Here is a 16,556-nt window from a genome sequence, read left to right as displayed (position 1 = left end):
AGCAGGAGCAAGAGGGAAAAGTGGTGTTCATGAAGGGAATGAAAACCGAAAAAGCAAGAGCCTAAGTCAAAAGTGGCGTTCATCAAGTGAATGAAAACCAAAAAAGCATGAGCGCAAGGGAAAAGTGGTGTTCATCAAGTGAATGAAAACCGAAAAGTCAAAAGCCCAAGCGAAAAGTGGTATTCATCAACTTAATCCAAAAAGGATAAACAAAAAAGCTACCTAATCAGGCAGCCTCTATTTCACTCATTAATGCATGTATATTTCCCTCAGTATCGCGGAAGAATGCCATCCATGTTTCGGTCGAGCCCATTTTAGCGACAAGGTGTGGTTCGCTAACAGCTTCAACTTCCTTCTTAATTAAATTCTCATAAGCAACTTTTATATTCTCCACTTGAAAATAAATAGTTGAGCTCGGATGATCAAATTCTTCATTTTCCGGCAAGCTGATAAGCAAGCGTATACCGTTGCAATCAAAAAAGGCCATATTATCTGCTTGAAATAAAAGGGGAAGACTAAGTTTTTCTTTATAAAAGTGAATAGCCTCATCTAAATTCTTTACTGTTACACCGATTTGTCCAATTTTTTGTATCAAAGTAATTCTCCCTTCAACAAAATTGTAAGATATATCCATTATACAATAGGATCTTTTCCAATATCTATCAAATTCCTAATAGAGGATTTACTTTTAAATAGTAGAGGTATCTTACATATATCTAATTTTTAAAGGTTAACTTCTGTTACGTAAACCGTCCATCCTAAAGAGGAGAGAAGGGAGAGGGCATGTTTTCTCTAAGTGATCTTGACAAATTTGCATGGGCCTTTTTCGTTGTATTACCGATTGTGAGCATGATTCATGCTACAGGACATCAGTTTTTTGTATGTTTGTTTGGAGAAAAGGGAGATTTAATCATTGGTAAAGGAAAAGAATTATTTTGTATAGGTGCTATCCATGTTCGTTTGTTCTATTTTGTGGACGCTTCATGTCTTTATAGAGGGATGGAGAAGAAAAAGAGATGGCAACAGATATTGATTCATGGAGGCGGCGTTTTATTTAACTTATTGTCTATTCTAGTGGTCAATTATTTAATCACTCAGGGAATTTTACCAAAGAACTCCTTTTTCTATCAATTTGTCTATTTCTCTCTATACCATATCTTTTTTTCGTTGCTTCCTTTTGATTATGGAGAAAATGCTCCAAGTGATGGAAAGTCGATTTTATTGGCATGGAAACAGCAGAAGTAAGAGAGAAAGTTACTAGTTGGAGAATAAATACTGCTTATTTGGGGTACATGACAATAAACCCTAAGATCTATAGAAGGAGGAATGGAGTTATGTTAAATCAAGCGAGAAAAGAGTTTAATATAGTAAAAGGAATTGCTCCTAATGTAAGTCAGGAAACTTTATTTAATAATAAAAGAAAAGTGTTTCTATTTGGCTCTCCGAGTTATACGAATATTGGGGATCAGGCAATAGCATATGCGGAAGAGAAATTTATAAAAAATTGCTTCCCGTACTATGAATATATTGAAATTATGGATTATGCTACAGAGGAAGGAATAAAGCTAGTTAAAAAGATTATTGAAGCGGATGATGTTGTTTGTTTTACAGGTGGAGGGAATTTAGGAAGTCTGTATTTGGATATTGAGGAAGATCGCAGAAAGGTAATCGAGTCATTTAAAGATTATCGAACAATTGTGTTCCCGCAATCTGCCTTTTTTGAGGATACAGCGGAAGGACAAGCAGAGAAGAAAAAAAGTCAAGACGCATATAACAAAAATCCTAATCTCACCTTAGTAGCAAGAGAGAATCAAACATTAAAAATCTTAAAAGATACTTTTCAAGCAAATGTACTGTACACTCCAGATATGGTGCTATCCCTTTCCATTGAACCGAGGGACCTTGAAAGGGAGGGGGTATTGTTTGTCTTAAGAGCGGACAAGGAAAAAGTAACGGAAGAAAGCTTCGTATCAGACTTAATGAACTTGGTGGGAAAAGATAATTCAGTGGAGCGAACAGATACTGTTCTTTCAGAGGTTGAGGTGATTGATTATGCTGACCGAGAAACCTACTTCTTAAAAACGCTCGATAAAATGGGTTCGAAAAAGTTAATCATTACGGATCGATTGCATGCAATGATTTTTTCTATTATCACGAAGACTCCTTGTTTGGTATTCGGTAATAGCTATGGAAAAGCAAAACATTCTTATAATGACTGGTTGCATGAGTTATCTTTTATAGAATATACCGATAATAAAGATTTACATGACATACCAGCTATTATTGATAGGCTGCAAAAAGCAGAACCAAATAAGATTGATGTAAAAGAGGATTTCCAAGTATTGAAAGCTTTTTTTAGAGGATAATTGACAAGATTTAGAATGTCTCAGCAAAAGGTAAAGATACAAGCAATATCAATAAAACCGTTGATATTGCTTGTATCTTTAAGAATAGTTGGGCATTCTTTTTTATGTTTTGTGAAACGTTTCTATAAAAAATATCAAATAATTCGATTAGAAAACGCTTGCAAGATAATAATTCGTAATATATACTTACTTATATCGAAACGTTTCTATAAAATTTTCATCAAAAATGGAGGAAACAAGTATGAATTTCAAAAAGAAATTTGCATTGCTAGGAACCACAGCATTACTTGCAGTTGGATTAATGGCGGGATGTTCTGATAGTAAAAATGATGCTAGTAACTCAGAAGTACTGACGGTTTGGGGAATGGGAGATGAAGTGAAACAACTTCCGAAAATGGCAGAGGAATTTACAAAAGAAACTGGCATTGAAGTTAAAATTCAAGCAATTCCTTGGGCTAGTGCTCATGATAAATTACTAACAGCGGTAGCTTCGAAACAAGGTCCTGATGTACTTCAAATGGGTACTACTTGGATGCCGGAATTCCAAGCTGCTGGAGCATTGGCGGATATGGGTGAGTATATCGAAAAATACGATAATTTAAACCCTGATAACTTTTTTGAAGGTTCAGTAGAAACAACAAAGTTTGATGATAAATATTATGCAATCCCATGGGCAGCAGAAACGAGAGTTTTATTCTATCGTACAGATATTTTAGAATCTGTTGGATATAAAGAGGCGCCTAAAACATGGGATGAGCTTGAAGATGCAGCGAAAAAATTATCCGAACGAGGAGACAACATGTATGGACTAAATGTTGACTCGAAGGAACAAACATTAGGCTTTATGTTTGCTCGTCAAAACGGTTCTGAGTTATTGTCTGAAAACGGAAAACCACTCTTTAATGAAGCTTCATTTGTTGAAGCAGTTTCTTATCTAAATGATATGATTCAAAAAGGCTATGCACCTAAACAGGATTTGGGTATGGATGTTTCGCAAACGTTCTCAGGTGATGCTATTGTGCCAATGTTTATTAGTGGTCCGTGGATGGTGAAAGCGGTTAATGAAACAGTGCCGGATATAGAAGGTAAATGGGCAACTGCGGTTCTTCCTTCTGGTAAAGAGAATAATTTTTCAAGTCTTGGTGGATCTAATTTAACGATATTTGAACATTCAAAGAAAAAAGATCAAGCGGCACAGTTTATTGATTTTATGGTGAAGAAGGAAAATCAATTAAAATGGTTAGAATTAACGAATGCAATGCCAACAGTAAAAGAAGCTTGGAATGATGAAAAGTTAGCTGGTGATCCATTATATGAAGTATTTGGACAGCAAATGGAAAATTCTCGTCCAATGCCGTTAATTCCTGAATTTGAAGAAATTGCGCAAAACTATTTGAAGCATTTTGAGAAAATTTATCTAGGTGGAGAAGATGTGAAGTCAGAACTAGATGCGTTTAATACAGAAACAGAAGAAGTTTTAAGCAAATAAACGAGCAGAGAGGAGTATCTCGACCTTTGGAGGAAGCTATCTGAATACTAACGGTTCGGTCAGCGGGAATATAATTCCTGATCGAATACGTTAGAAAATAGAATCTTCCTTCTAGAGATGCTCCTTTTCTATTTAAAGTAAAGGAAGTGCTTTAAAATTGAGAAACTTTACTAGTAAAAGAGCCCCGTACTTATTTATAACTCCTGCATTGCTCTTACTAATGTTGTTTTCCTTGATTCCAATTGTAGTAGCCTTTTTTATTAGCTTTACAGATATTAGTCTAGTTGGATTAGCGGATTGGTCACAAATTAATTTTGTAGGATTAAGTAATTATAAGGAAATTTTAACAGATCCCGTTTTCCTTAAGTCAATTGGAAATACCCTATTTTATGTAATTATTGGAGTACCTTTAGTTATCGCTTGTTCTTTAGGAATTGCTGTCATGATTAACTTTGGCGAAAATAAAATATTTCAATTTTTCCGCTTGATTTTTTATACGCCATCTATCACAAATGTGGTCGCTGTGGCAGTGGTTTGGAGTTATCTATATAACCCTAGCTTTGGTTTTTTAAACTATTTGCTATCTCTAATCAATGTTTCTCCTGTTCCATGGCTGCAAGATCCGACTATGGCAAAAATTTCATTAATTATTCTCGCACTATGGAGAGCAATTGGTACGAATATGATTATTTTTTTAGCGGCTCTTCAAGGTATACCGAAAGAATACTATGAGGCTGCTTCCTTAGATGGGGCTAATCGACGCCAACAATTATTTCAAATTACCATACCGATGCTTAAGTTTGCTACTTTCTTTGTAACCATTACGACAATGATTGGTTGGCTACAATTCTTCGAAGAACCATTTATTATGACTAATGGTGGACCTTTAGATAGTACTACTTCTGTTGCGCTATTTATTTATCGAAACGGTTTCCAATTTAGTAAGTTTGGTTATGCAGCAGCGGGATCGTTTATTTTATTTATTGCGATTATTATTGTTACATTGATTCAATTCCGCATTCAGCGTAAGAGTGACGAAGAATCAATATAGGAGGAAAAAGCTATGAATACATCTCAAAAACAAACGAGAACTTCAAAATGGATTGTTGGAATTATTCTTACTGTTGGCGGATTTTTTATGGTCCTCCCATTTCTATGGATGATCCTATCTTCGTTAAAAACAGATGCGGAAATTATGCAGTTTCCTCCAACAATTTGGCCACAGGAGTTTACATTAGATAATTTTAAAGAACTGTTTTTTGCGTTTAACTTTGCAGTGTATTTAAAAAACACATTAATTATCGTCCTATGCTCATTTGGTGGATTAATTTTAAATGCCATGGCGGGGTATGGGTTTGCAAAATATAACTTCAAGGGAAAAAATATTCTCTTTTATTTAGTGCTTGCAACAATGATGATACCTGGGCAAGTTACTATGATACCAGTTTATTTGATCCTAAATGCAATGGGCTTAACGAATACGATGGCAGGAATTGTTCTTCCGGGATTAGTTGGAGCTTTTGCCATTTTCTTATTCCGTCAATTTATGTCAACTATATCGAATGAATTATTAGAAGCAGCTCGGTTAGATGGTGCTAGTGAATGGAAAATATTTTGGAAGATAATAATGCCCGTTTCACGTCCGGTTATTGCGGTACAAGGAATATTGACCTTTATTGGTGCATGGAACTCATTCCTATGGCCGTTAATTATGGCAAACGATGAGAAATATTACACTTTATCCGTTGGTTTACAACTATTAAAAGGACAATACGCAAGTAATTATGCCTTACAGATGGCAGGTTCTACTTTTATGATTATTCCAATCATTATTGTATTCATGATTTTCCAAAAATACATCCTGCAAGGATTTAATGTATCAGGATTAAAGTAAGGAGCATGTAAATGAGACAAGAAGAGTTAGTTACTTTAGTGGACGAAATGACAGTGGAAGAAAAAATAGATCAGCTACTACAGCTTTCAGCCGATTTTTATACAAAAAATAGTGAAGAAATGACTGGGCCATTAACAGATTTAGGGTTAACAGAAGAAAATATTAAACAAGCTGGTTCTACATTAGGATTATCAGGGGCCGAGGAAGCGATTCGTGTCCAAAAAGAATATATGAATAAGCACCGTTTAGGTATTCCAACGTTAATGATGGCGGATATTATTCATGGTTTCCGGACGATTTTCCCTATTCCCTTAGGATTAGGTAGCTCATGGAGTGTGGAAGCTGCAGAAAAGATGGCACAAATTTCTGGATTAGAGGCTAGTGTATCAGGTTTGCATGTTACTTTTTCGCCAATGGTTGATTTAGTGCGTGACCCAAGATGGGGAAGAGTAATGGAATCAACAGGAGAAGATGCTTATTTAAATGCTGAATTTGCTAAAGCACTTGTACATGGCTACCAAGGTGAAGATTTGAAAAAAGATACAGATCGACTAGCGGCTTGTGTTAAACACTTTGCAGCCTATGGAGCTCCGGCAGGTGGGAGAGATTACAATACGGTAGATATGTCTGAACGGCAATTAAGGGAGAATTATTTACCGGGCTATAAAGCGGCGCTTGATGCGGGAGCAAAGTTAGTAATGACCTCCTTTAATACAGTAGATGGAATTCCAGCAACCGGAAACGAATGGCTTTTTAGGAAGGTGTTAAGAGAACAATTTGGCTTTGATGGAGTAGTTATTTCTGATTGGGGAGCGGTAAAAGAACTAATTGCTCACGGTGTAGCTGGGGATGAAAAAAGGGCTGCTGAGCTTGCTATAAAAGCAGGTGTCGATATCGAAATGATGACCACTTGTTACGCTCATTATTTAAAGGAATTATTGATGGAAGGAACAGTAGAAGAAAAGCTGTTAAATGAAGCTGTTCTAAGAATTTTAGAATTGAAAAATGATTTAGGATTATTTGAAAATCCTCATCGTGGAGCAGATATAGAGCGAGAGAAAGAAGTAATTCTATCAAAAGCACATAGAGAAGCTGCTAGGGAAATTGCTGCAAAATCGATTGTTTTACTAGAAAACAATGGTGTATTGCCATTATCGAAGAATCAAAAAGTGGCAGTTGTCGGACCAGGAGCAGACTCACAGGATATTTTAGGAGCATGGTCTTGGCAAGGGAAAATGGATGAAGCTATTTCCTTATTAGAGGGGATGCAAGAGAAATCTTCCCATATTATTCCTGCTGAAGTGCCATGTGACTACTTTGATCTATCAGAAGAAATGATTTCAAGTGCAATCAAAGCAGCGAGTAATGCAGAAGTTATAGTATTAGCTTTAGGTGAACAAGAATGGATGAGTGGAGAGGCTGCTAGTCGAAGTGATATCCGTTTGCCAAAAGAGCAGGTTCAGCTATTCCAGCTATTAAAGGATACTGGAAAACCAATTATCGTTACGTTATACAATGGCCGTCCATTAGATATTAGTGAATTAGATGGAGCAGCTGCCATTGTAGAAGCATGGTTTCCTGGCACAGAAGGCGGAAATGCACTAAGTGACATTTTATATGGAGATGTAAATCCAAGTGGGCGTTTGAGCATGAGTTTTCCGGAAAATGTTGGGCAAGTGCCGATTTACTACAATGTAGATAATACGGGTCGTCCTTATGAAGAAAATCCAGAAGAAAAATATGTTTCCAAGTACTTAGATGTGTCTAATTATGCGCGTTATCCATTTGGTTATGGATTAAGTTATAGTGAGGTTTTTTATCGTAATTTACAGCTGGATAAAGAGACTATATCAGAAGAAGAAACCATAACTGTTACAGTGGAAGTGGAGAATAGAGGGGAATATCTAGTTACAGAAACAGTCCAGCTATATATTCGAGATCTAGTCGGTGAAGTGGTACGGCCGGTTAAGGAATTAAAAGACTTCAAGCAAGTTGATTTGGTAAGTGGAGAAAAGCAAGTAGTAACATTTACGATTTCTGAGGAACAGCTTCGGTATACACATAGAAATATGACATTCTCTAGTGATGAGGGCGATTTTGAAGTGATGGTCGGACCAAACAGTATAGAACTTCAATCGAAAAGCTTTGAATTAAAAAAGATAAGAGGATAGGAATGAAGACATGAATACTCAAACAATTACTTTGAATAGGAATGATACGACTTTTACTTTTCTTCCAAGTGGAGATATATATGAAATCCGTCATAAGGATATAATGGTTAACCAACTTATCGGGAATCTATTAGATGGTAGCGCTAATCAAATTTATTTACGCGTGTTTAAGGAAGGGGAAATTCTGTCAACTCCATTACTTGGTGTTCAATCAGATAGTCAACTATCAGTAGGTGAACATGGATTAATTTGGAACGGCAGTTTTGAAGGAGTATTCTATGAAGTTAAGTTTTTATTAACCTCACAGGATGTATGGTTTTGGGAAGTTACTTTACAAGGGAATCAAACAGTCGATTTATTATATGGGCAGGATGTTGGAATTGCAGCAAAAGGGGCAGTTCAATCAAATGAGGCCTATGTGTCTCAATATATTGATCATCACATCGATATGCAGCACGGATATACAATCTCTTCAAGGCAAAATCAGCCACAAGGAAAGAAGTTTCCTTATCTTCAGCAAGGCTGTTTACAAAAAACAATCGGATTTAGTACGGATGGATATCAATTCTTTGGCAAGTCCTACAAAGAAACCAATATTCCAGAAGCATTACAAAAGGAAACCTTACCAACAGAGGTATTTCAATATGAAATGGCTTATGCTTCCTTACAAACAGAGAAACTAAAAGCACAAGAAAAGCAATCGATCATTTTTTATGGTTCTGTCTTAGAAGATCATCCAACAGCTGTAGAAAAACCATATTTCACTAATCAACAAATAGAAACTATTTGGGCAGAAGTAGACAAATCAGAACCGGTTGCGAAACCAGTGGATAAAATAGTTAATGTTGCAAATCAGGTTGTACAAACAGAAGGATTGACATCCAAAGAAGTAGAGGATTTATTTGGTGATAAAATAGAAGAAGAGATAGTAGATCAAAAGCTTTTGTCCTTTTTCACGAGTAAAAAGCATCATGTCGTGTTGAAGGAAAAGGAACTTCAAATGGAAAGACCGCACGGACATATTCTGTTAAGTGGGACTGATTTAGTAGTAGATAAGCCGATAATGGCAACAACTGTCTATATGTACGGTATTTTTAACTCGCAAATTGTTCTTGGGAACACATCGATGAACAAAATGATGAGTAATAATAGAAATTCCCTAAATATCATGAAGAAATCTGGTCAGCGCATTTATATGAAAGTAAAGGATCAATGGCAGTTATTAGCGATGCCATCTGCATTTGAAATGGGCTTTAATGTCGCTAAATGGTATTACAAGCTTGCAGATGACTTAATTGTCGTGACAAACTATACTTCCGTGGAAGACCACGAGATTAAACTTATTATTGAGAGTAAAAAAGGAAAAAAATATGATTTTATCATTAGTAATCATATTTTGATGAATGATGGGGAAGATTCCGTTCCATTTAAATGGAGTGAATCAAATCAACTCATCACGTTTAATGGCAAATCTAATTCTACTGTTGGTCAAGGATATCCAGAATTAACGTATCATGTACATGTAGAACAACCTTTTACGTTAAAAGATGAAACGGTCTTTGTTTCTTCTAAGAAATCGTCTAACTTTCCGCTAATCATGTTAGAGGTAAATCAAGAGCATATAGTAAACCTTACTATTCAAGGAAATTTGAATAAAGAAAATTATCAATATCATCTAAAGTGCGAGGATCAAGAGACGGAAAGCTATGAACGTTATCTGGATGAATTGATAAATGGTTTTCAAATGAATCATGAGAATCCGCAGATCCAAGAAGAAGTAGAAAGAATGAACCTGCTTAGTAGATGGTATTCTCATAATATGCTCGTTCATTATTTATCTCCACACGGATTAGAACAGTATGGCGGTGCGGCGTGGGGAACAAGAGATGTATCCCAAGGGCCGGTTGAATATTTCTTTGCTGTTAATCGTCCGGAGATTGTTCGTGAAATTTTGAAAAAGGTATATGCAAATCAATTCGAAAATGATGGCAATTGGCCACAGTGGTTTATGTTTGATCGCTTTGAAAAGATTAAGGCAGATGAAAGTCATGGTGATGTAATTGTATGGCCATTAAAGGTTATAGGAGATTATTTGTCATTCACCGGTGATACCAGCATATTGGAGGAACTTATTCCATTTACGGACCGAACTACTTTTGAAAAGACAAAGGATTCATACCCGTTATTGGAGCATATAAAAAAACAAATTCATTATATTGAAACAAATTTTCTACCGAATACGTATTTATCATGCTATGGGGATGGAGATTGGGACGATACTTTGCAGCCGTATGATAGCAGATTGAAAAAAAATATGGCTAGTAGCTGGACTGTCGCTCTTACTTACCAAACATTACGTAATTTAGCAAAGGCATTAGATGGATATGATGATCAGTACGCAGAATATCTTCTTGGTTTAGTGAAAAATATCAAAGAGGATTATAATCGATTTATATTAAGCACAGATACGATTCCTGGATTTGTCTATATGGAAGATTCGAATCATGTGGAATTAATGATACATCCAGAAGATGAAAAAACAAATATTCAATACCGATTACTGCCTATGACGAGAAGTATGATTGCAGAACTAATCACACCGGAGATGGCGGAGCATCATTATCAAATTATTAAAGAAAATTTATATTTTCCAGATGGTGTGCGTTTAATGAATCGTCCTGCATTCTATAGAGGTGGGGTAAGCACAAACTTTAAACGTGCGGAACAGGCTGCTAATTTCGGAAGAGAAATCGGTTTGCAGTATGTACATGCCCATATTCGTTTTACTGAAGCAATGGCGAAGTTAGGAAAGGCTGAAGAAACGTGGAAAGGATTAAATACGATTAATCCAATTGGCATCAAAGACCGTGTGGAAAATGCTGCTATTCGTCAGAGTAATGTGTATTTCAGCAGTTCTGATGGCGATTTCAAAACAAGGTATGAAGCACAAGCTAATTTTGATAAACTTAAAAATGGCGATGTTCCTGTAAAAGGGGGATGGCGAATTTACTCCAGCGGACCAGGAATCTATATAAATCAGTTGATAAGCAATGTATTAGGAATACGCCAAACGGCGAATACATTTATTATTGATCCGGTTCTACCTGAGAGATTAAATGGATTAATAGTTGAGTTTAAATTATTAGATAAGCCTGTAAAAATTAAGTACCATCTAGGACAGGAAGATAAACGGGTAATTTTCAATGGAAATGTAGTAGAAGGTAAGTTTGAAGCTAATCTTTATCGAATCGGTGGAATATGCTTAGATAAAGAAGTAATCAAGAAGCACTTACAACAAGAAAATATATTAGAAATATACTGCTAGTAGGAAGGAGTGAAGGCAATGGTAGGGATTAAAGATATAGCTAAGGCAGCTGGAGTTTCTATTTCTACCGTATCCTATGCACTAAATGGCAGTCCCAAGGTAACGGAAGCCACTCGTGCAAGAATAACTGCTATTGCAAATGAACTCAATTATATTCCTAATATGGCAGCGAGAACATTGAAGAAGCAGGAAACGAAAATTATAGCAGTCTACCTGGCTGATTATGGTGGAAGCTTTTATGGAGAGTTACTAGAAGGGATTAAAAAAGGTCTTGCTCATTACAACTACGATATGATTGTTTGTAGTGGGCAAAAGTCTCATCTATTTCTTCCTGAAAGAATGGTAGATGGAGGGATTATATTAGATTGGACCTTTAGCACCGAAGAAATTATTCAATTTGCTAATCGAGGTCATTCTTTAGTTGTGTTGGATCGGGAAATCAGTTGCCCGAATGTTAGAAAAGTACTTTTAGATAACAAAGGCGGAGCGACCCTGGCGATGGAAAAAATCATTTCCAGTAATTCTGAAAAGGTTTATTTAGTAACTGGACCAGAGGAAGCATTTGATAGCTGCCAAAGGTTGGAAGCGAGTGAACGTGAATTAGCTCGCTATGGAATAAATTATGAGATTATCCCATCTGCATTCACAGAGGAATCAGGATATGCAGCGGCGGAAATTATTCATTCGAAGATGACTGGTCCGCCAGTTACCGTTTTTTCCTTTAATGATGAAATGGCTGTGGGGATTTATAAATATTTTAGAAATACAGATAGAGAAATAGGTACAGATATTTCTCTTATTGGATTTGATAATATAGAAATCGGCTCCTTTTTAAATCCATCATTAGCAACGATTTCCTATTCTAAGCATCGCTGGGGAATGGTTGCAGCTGAAAAGGTTGTTCAGCTAATCAATAATGAAGAAGTAGAGGATGAATCAATCATCACAAGTTTTGTAGAAGGAAAATCTTTTATCTCTAATAAAAAGTAGGTGTATAAAATGGCTATTGCCAAAGTGAATTTTCGTTCTGAAGTTTTAGGAAAAGTTACTTCTATGAATATATATCTTCCTGATAAAGAGAATAGTAACCCTATTCCCGTTATTTATCTGCTACATGGTTGGTCTGATAATGATGAAGCATGGTTAACTGCCACATCACTGGAAAGATATGCCTCAGACTATGAATTTGCGATTGTGATGCCTCAAGTAGATTTAAGTTACTACACAGATATGGTTCATGGGAATCGCTATTGGACGTTTTTATCAGAAGAACTGCCAGCTTTAGTTGGAAAATGGTTTCGTATTTCGGATAAGAAAGAGGCTAGTTTTGTTGCGGGCCTATCAATGGGAGGATATGGTGCAACAAAATTGGCTCTAACTTATCCGAATCGGTTTAATAGCTTCGCTTCGTTATCTGGTGCAATGGATGTTGTAGAATTGTGGAAAAGAGATAGAAATAGAGATAAGCAATTTGCTAATATATTTGGATCAATTCATGAACTGGAAGGTAGCAAGAATGATTTATTTCACTTATTAGAGAACTTTGATGATAACAATGAGATAGCTATGCTGCAAATCTGTGGTACAGAAGACTTTCTTTATCAAGATAATCTAAAGTTTAGAGAGAAAGCGAAAGAAAAAATAAAAGATTTTCATTATGCTGAGATGCCAGGTGACCATAATTGGGCGTTTTGGGATCAAACCATTCAGATTGTATTAAAATGGTTTGATGAGAACTATAATAGAGAGAATAATTAGTGATAGGGACTGTCCAATCTAGGATAGTCCCTTTGCTTGTTTTCAAGATGAAAGAGTGAACAGTTTAATAATCCGTTATAAATCCCCAATAATTTTCGACCCGTGTGCTTCCTCCATTCCTAATTGGAGGGATAGAAAAGGAAGGTTTGCTTGAGTAATTCCGCCACCAGGTATAATAATGATTTTTCCAGAGGCGTATTCTATATAACTTTTTAGCATAGGTATATTGTCTTCTATTCTAGTAGATAAAGGACCGCCATGTGTTAAAATCCGGTTTACTTGATGGGAAATGAGCCAGTCGATTGCTTGATATTTTAGCTTTGGCGCAATATGATCAAAGGCCATATGAAAGGTAACCTCCATATTTGTAGCGGCAGTTAAGCACCTTTTCATCGCCTCTTCATCAATCCAAGCATCCTTATTTAGACAACCCACAACGACCCCGTTTATTCCGAGTTGCTTAAATAGAAGAATATCTTGGCACATAATTTCTACTTCATCTTCGTCATAAATGAAGTTACCGCCTCTCGGACGGACGATAGCCATCACCTTCGTATTTGTTTTTCGGCAATAGGAAATGGTCTTTGCAGCAACACCATAGCTAACAGTCGTTCCCCCTACTGCTAGATTGTCACAGAGCTCAATTCGATCTGATCCTTTTTGAATAGCACTTGGGATATGTGTAAAATTTTCTACGCAGACTTCTTTTATCATTATTTATTCACCTACTAAAACAAGTTTAATTTAACTTAGTTTACCATAATCATATTTGGATTGTGGGAGGTGGGGAGCGATATTGAAAGTTTTTAAAATAGGTATTGTTTTCCAAATTCCGATATGTTAAAGTATTTGGAAAATAAGAGGTGATTGAAATGGTTAAAGTCACGTTCAGTATCAACCTTTCACAATTACATCATCATAAAAAATAGTCTTGCTATTTCGATTTAAAAATCGTACATAGGAAGACTATTTCTCATGAAACCGCATTTGATTAAGTTTTAACTACTTAAATCAAGGGCGGTTTTTTTATTTTATTTTAAATAGGAGGAAATGAAAAAATGAAAAAGATGAATTATCAAAATGTAAAAGGAACGCTGGATTATTTGCCGAGAGAGGAAGGAATCAGAAGAAATATTAGAAGAACGATTGAAAATGTATTTATTCAGTATGGCTGTAAGCCTATTGAGACACCGATCTTAAATTATCAAAATTTGCTTGCTTCGAAATACGCAGGTGGAGCGGAAATTTTAGAAGAGATGTACACTTTGTCTGATCGAGGCAAAAGGGAGCTTGCGTTGCGCTATGATTTAACGATTCCCTTTGCGAAAGTAGTTGCGATGAATCCAACGATAAAAATGCCCTTTAAACGTTATGAGATTGGCAAGGTTTTTAGAGATGGACCGATAAAGACAGGTAGATATCGGGAGTTTACACAATGTGATGTCGATATTGTAGGCGTTCCATCGCAAATGGCAGAAGCAGAGCTGATGATGATGGCTTTGGATATATTTAAAAAGTTAAAGATGGAAGTAACGATACAATACAATAATCGGAAATTATTAGTTGGATTTCTTCGTCAATTAAATATAACGGGACAAATGATAAACCGCGTAATTTTGATAGTAGATAAAATCGAAAAAATTAGTAAAGATAAAATAAAGGAAGAACTAAGAGATGCTGGATTAGAACAAACGATGATAGAGGCTATTGATACTTTTTTACAAAAGGATTTAATCGGCATAATAGAGTACTATCAACAGTTGGCAGAAAAAGAAGAGAGCATTAGACAAGGGATGGAAGAATGGAACGAATTACAATCTTATATAGAGCGGTTAGGACTTGAGCAATATTGCGTATTTAATCCATTTCTTGCGAGAGGTCTTGAAATTTATACAGGAACGATTTATGAAATTTTCTTATCTGATAAAAGAGTGAAGTCGAGCATTGGCAGTGGTGGAAGATATGACAATGCGATAGGTGGCTTAATTGGGTCCAGGGAAACCTATGCAACGGTTGGCATTTCCTTTGGTTTGGATGTTATATTATCTGCTCTATTAGTAGACAAGGTTGATTTAGATGATGCAAAGTTGGATTACTATATTATTCCGATTGGTCGACCGCTGGAGGCCTTTTTAGTTGCGAAAACACTTCGAGACAAAGGGTTTAAGGTGGAGCTCGAATTAGGAAAGAAAAAATTGGCGAAAGCTTTAGAGAAAGCAAATAAAGAAGGGGTGAAAAAGGTGATTATGCTCGGAGATGAGGAAGTGGAAAGTAACACATATAAAGTGAGGGATATGGAATCAAGGGAAGAATGGATGGAAAAGTATAATTATTAATTGTTAGACACGGCAGTAGATGAGAGGCATTTACTGCCTTTATTTATGCAAAGGTTATGACAAGTAAAAGGAAAAATGGAATAGTATCAAAGGCCATTTTATGAAAAAAGAAGGTTTAAAGGTAACAGAGAAAGGTTCTCTAAGCCCGAATGGAAAAGGTGGCGAGAGAAAAGGTAACAGAGAAAGGTTCTCTGTGCCCGAATGGAAAAGGTGGCGAGAGAAAAGGTAACAGAGGAAGGTTCTCTGTGCCCGAATGTAAAAGGTGGCGAGAGAAAAGGTAACAGAGGAAGGTTCTCTAAGCCCGAATGGAAGAGTGGATGAGTGAAAAGGTAACAGAGGAAGGTTCTCTAAGCCCGAATGGAAAAGGTGGCAAGAAAAAAGGTAACAGAGAAACAATATCAAAGCCCATTTCATAAATAAGCAAAGCAGAAAGGGAACCGAAAAAACGTGTCTTTATTTTCTTTGATAAAAATCCCATCTGACGGCAACCAAAATCAAATTCACCAAAAACTATCAAAAGACTATTTCAAAAACTAATGAAGCATACTACAAAAGAAAAAGAACTTAGTTCAAAGTTATTCGTTGTAATGTTACTTAAATGATGATAACATAAAGTTATGTAACATTATTGGGAGGCAAACTGATGGAATATGTCGATCCTATAAAAGAAATCGAAAGTATTAATGCGATTAAAGAAATATTACGAAAACAATCACAACGAGATTTGCTCCTTTTCGTTTTAGGCATTAATACAGGAATAAGAGTCAGTGATCTACTGGCATTAAAGGTTCGGGATGTAAGAGATGAATCAGGGATGAAAGAGTTTTTGTATCTTCATGATTCTGATGAAGTAAAGGCCTATTATTTAAACAGTAAGGTGCATACTGAGTTAGAGAAATATATGGAGGAACATGAATTCGAAGAGGATGAGTTTCTTTTTAAGTCACAGAAAAATAATCAACCAATTACCCGCCAGCAAGCTTATCGGATTATTAATAAGGCAGCGAAGTTAGTTGGAATTTCTGGGAAAATTGGAACGCACACATTGAGAAAAACATTTGGCTATCATGCGTATCGAAAAGGGATTGCGATTTCCTTACTGATGAAAGTATATAATCATACTTCCCGGTCTGAAACGCTAAAATATATAGGTATCGAAAAGCATGAAAAAAGATTAGTGAAAGTAGATGTCAATCTCTAAATAAACAAAAAAACTC

Annotated in this window: 14 protein-coding genes; 12 read left to right on the top strand and 2 right to left on the bottom strand. The window is 36.0% G+C overall.

Annotated elements, in window-relative coordinates:
• Positions 1 to 226 precede the first annotated feature (226 nt).
• Complete coding sequence (locus RTL21_RS05375) at positions 227 to 634, bottom strand: VOC family protein (RefSeq protein WP_312094097.1); 408 nt, start codon at positions 632 to 634, stop codon at positions 227 to 229.
• A gap of 149 nt (positions 635 to 783) precedes the next feature.
• On the opposite strand from RTL21_RS05375, the gene RTL21_RS05370 reads away from it, so the two are divergent.
• From RTL21_RS05370 to RTL21_RS05330, 9 genes are all read left to right on the top strand, one after another.
• Positions 784 to 1,245 (top strand): hypothetical protein, encoded by a 462-nt coding sequence (locus RTL21_RS05370; RefSeq protein ID WP_312094095.1) that lies wholly within the window; start codon positions 784 to 786, stop codon positions 1,243 to 1,245.
• Between the two features lie 89 nt (positions 1,246 to 1,334).
• Complete coding sequence (locus RTL21_RS05365; protein WP_312094093.1) at positions 1,335 to 2,366, top strand: polysaccharide pyruvyl transferase family protein; 1,032 nt, start codon at positions 1,335 to 1,337, stop codon at positions 2,364 to 2,366.
• A 241-nt stretch (positions 2,367 to 2,607) separates the two neighbouring features.
• Positions 2,608 to 3,855: a sugar ABC transporter substrate-binding protein gene (locus RTL21_RS05360; protein WP_312094091.1), complete on the top strand. Its 1,248-nt coding sequence runs from the start codon at positions 2,608 to 2,610 to the stop codon at positions 3,853 to 3,855.
• A gap of 220 nt (positions 3,856 to 4,075) precedes the next feature.
• The gene (locus tag RTL21_RS05355; RefSeq protein ID WP_396954420.1) at positions 4,076 to 4,906 is read left to right on the top strand and encodes a carbohydrate ABC transporter permease; all 831 of its coding nucleotides are present in this window, start codon (positions 4,076 to 4,078) and stop codon (positions 4,904 to 4,906) included.
• 12 nt (positions 4,907 to 4,918) lie between these two features.
• Positions 4,919 to 5,749 (top strand): carbohydrate ABC transporter permease, encoded by an 831-nt coding sequence (locus RTL21_RS05350; protein ID WP_312094087.1) that lies wholly within the window; start codon positions 4,919 to 4,921, stop codon positions 5,747 to 5,749.
• Positions 5,750 to 5,760: 11 nt separating this feature from the next.
• Positions 5,761 to 7,920, top strand: a complete 2,160-nt coding sequence (locus RTL21_RS05345; RefSeq protein ID WP_312094085.1) for a glycoside hydrolase family 3 N-terminal domain-containing protein — start codon at positions 5,761 to 5,763, stop codon at positions 7,918 to 7,920.
• Between the two features lie 31 nt (positions 7,921 to 7,951).
• The gene (locus tag RTL21_RS05340; protein WP_312094083.1) at positions 7,952 to 11,245 is read left to right on the top strand and encodes a GH36-type glycosyl hydrolase domain-containing protein; all 3,294 of its coding nucleotides are present in this window, start codon (positions 7,952 to 7,954) and stop codon (positions 11,243 to 11,245) included.
• Between the two features lie 18 nt (positions 11,246 to 11,263).
• A complete protein-coding gene (locus tag RTL21_RS05335; RefSeq protein ID WP_312094081.1) occupies positions 11,264 to 12,235 on the top strand; it encodes a LacI family DNA-binding transcriptional regulator in 972 nt (323 codons plus the stop codon).
• A 9-nt stretch (positions 12,236 to 12,244) separates the two neighbouring features.
• Positions 12,245 to 13,003: an alpha/beta hydrolase gene (locus RTL21_RS05330; protein WP_312094079.1), complete on the top strand. Its 759-nt coding sequence runs from the start codon at positions 12,245 to 12,247 to the stop codon at positions 13,001 to 13,003.
• A 75-nt stretch (positions 13,004 to 13,078) separates the two neighbouring features.
• Here RTL21_RS05330 and RTL21_RS05325 read toward each other — a convergent pair whose 3' ends face one another.
• Positions 13,079 to 13,717 (bottom strand): copper homeostasis protein CutC, encoded by a 639-nt coding sequence (locus tag RTL21_RS05325; RefSeq protein ID WP_312094077.1) that lies wholly within the window; start codon positions 13,715 to 13,717, stop codon positions 13,079 to 13,081.
• Positions 13,718 to 14,061: 344 nt separating this feature from the next.
• On the opposite strand from RTL21_RS05325, the gene RTL21_RS05320 reads away from it, so the two are divergent.
• From RTL21_RS05320 to RTL21_RS05310, 3 genes are all read left to right on the top strand, one after another.
• Positions 14,062 to 15,339, top strand: a complete 1,278-nt coding sequence (locus RTL21_RS05320; RefSeq protein WP_312094075.1) for a histidine--tRNA ligase — start codon at positions 14,062 to 14,064, stop codon at positions 15,337 to 15,339.
• A 100-nt stretch (positions 15,340 to 15,439) separates the two neighbouring features.
• Positions 15,440 to 15,568: a hypothetical protein gene (locus RTL21_RS05315; RefSeq protein ID WP_312094073.1), complete on the top strand. Its 129-nt coding sequence runs from the start codon at positions 15,440 to 15,442 to the stop codon at positions 15,566 to 15,568.
• Positions 15,569 to 15,982: 414 nt separating this feature from the next.
• Entirely contained in the window at positions 15,983 to 16,540 is a 558-nt protein-coding gene (locus RTL21_RS05310; protein ID WP_312094072.1) for a tyrosine-type recombinase/integrase, read from the top strand.
• Positions 16,541 to 16,556: the final 16 nt, after the last annotated feature.

Origin of the sequence: Niallia sp. (genome assembly GCF_031978665.1) — a bacterium.
Lineage (GTDB): Bacteria > Bacillota > Bacilli > Bacillales > Cytobacillaceae > Niallia.
Note: the sequence above shows the minus strand (reverse complement) of the source record. Positions and strands in the feature narration are given on the sequence as shown.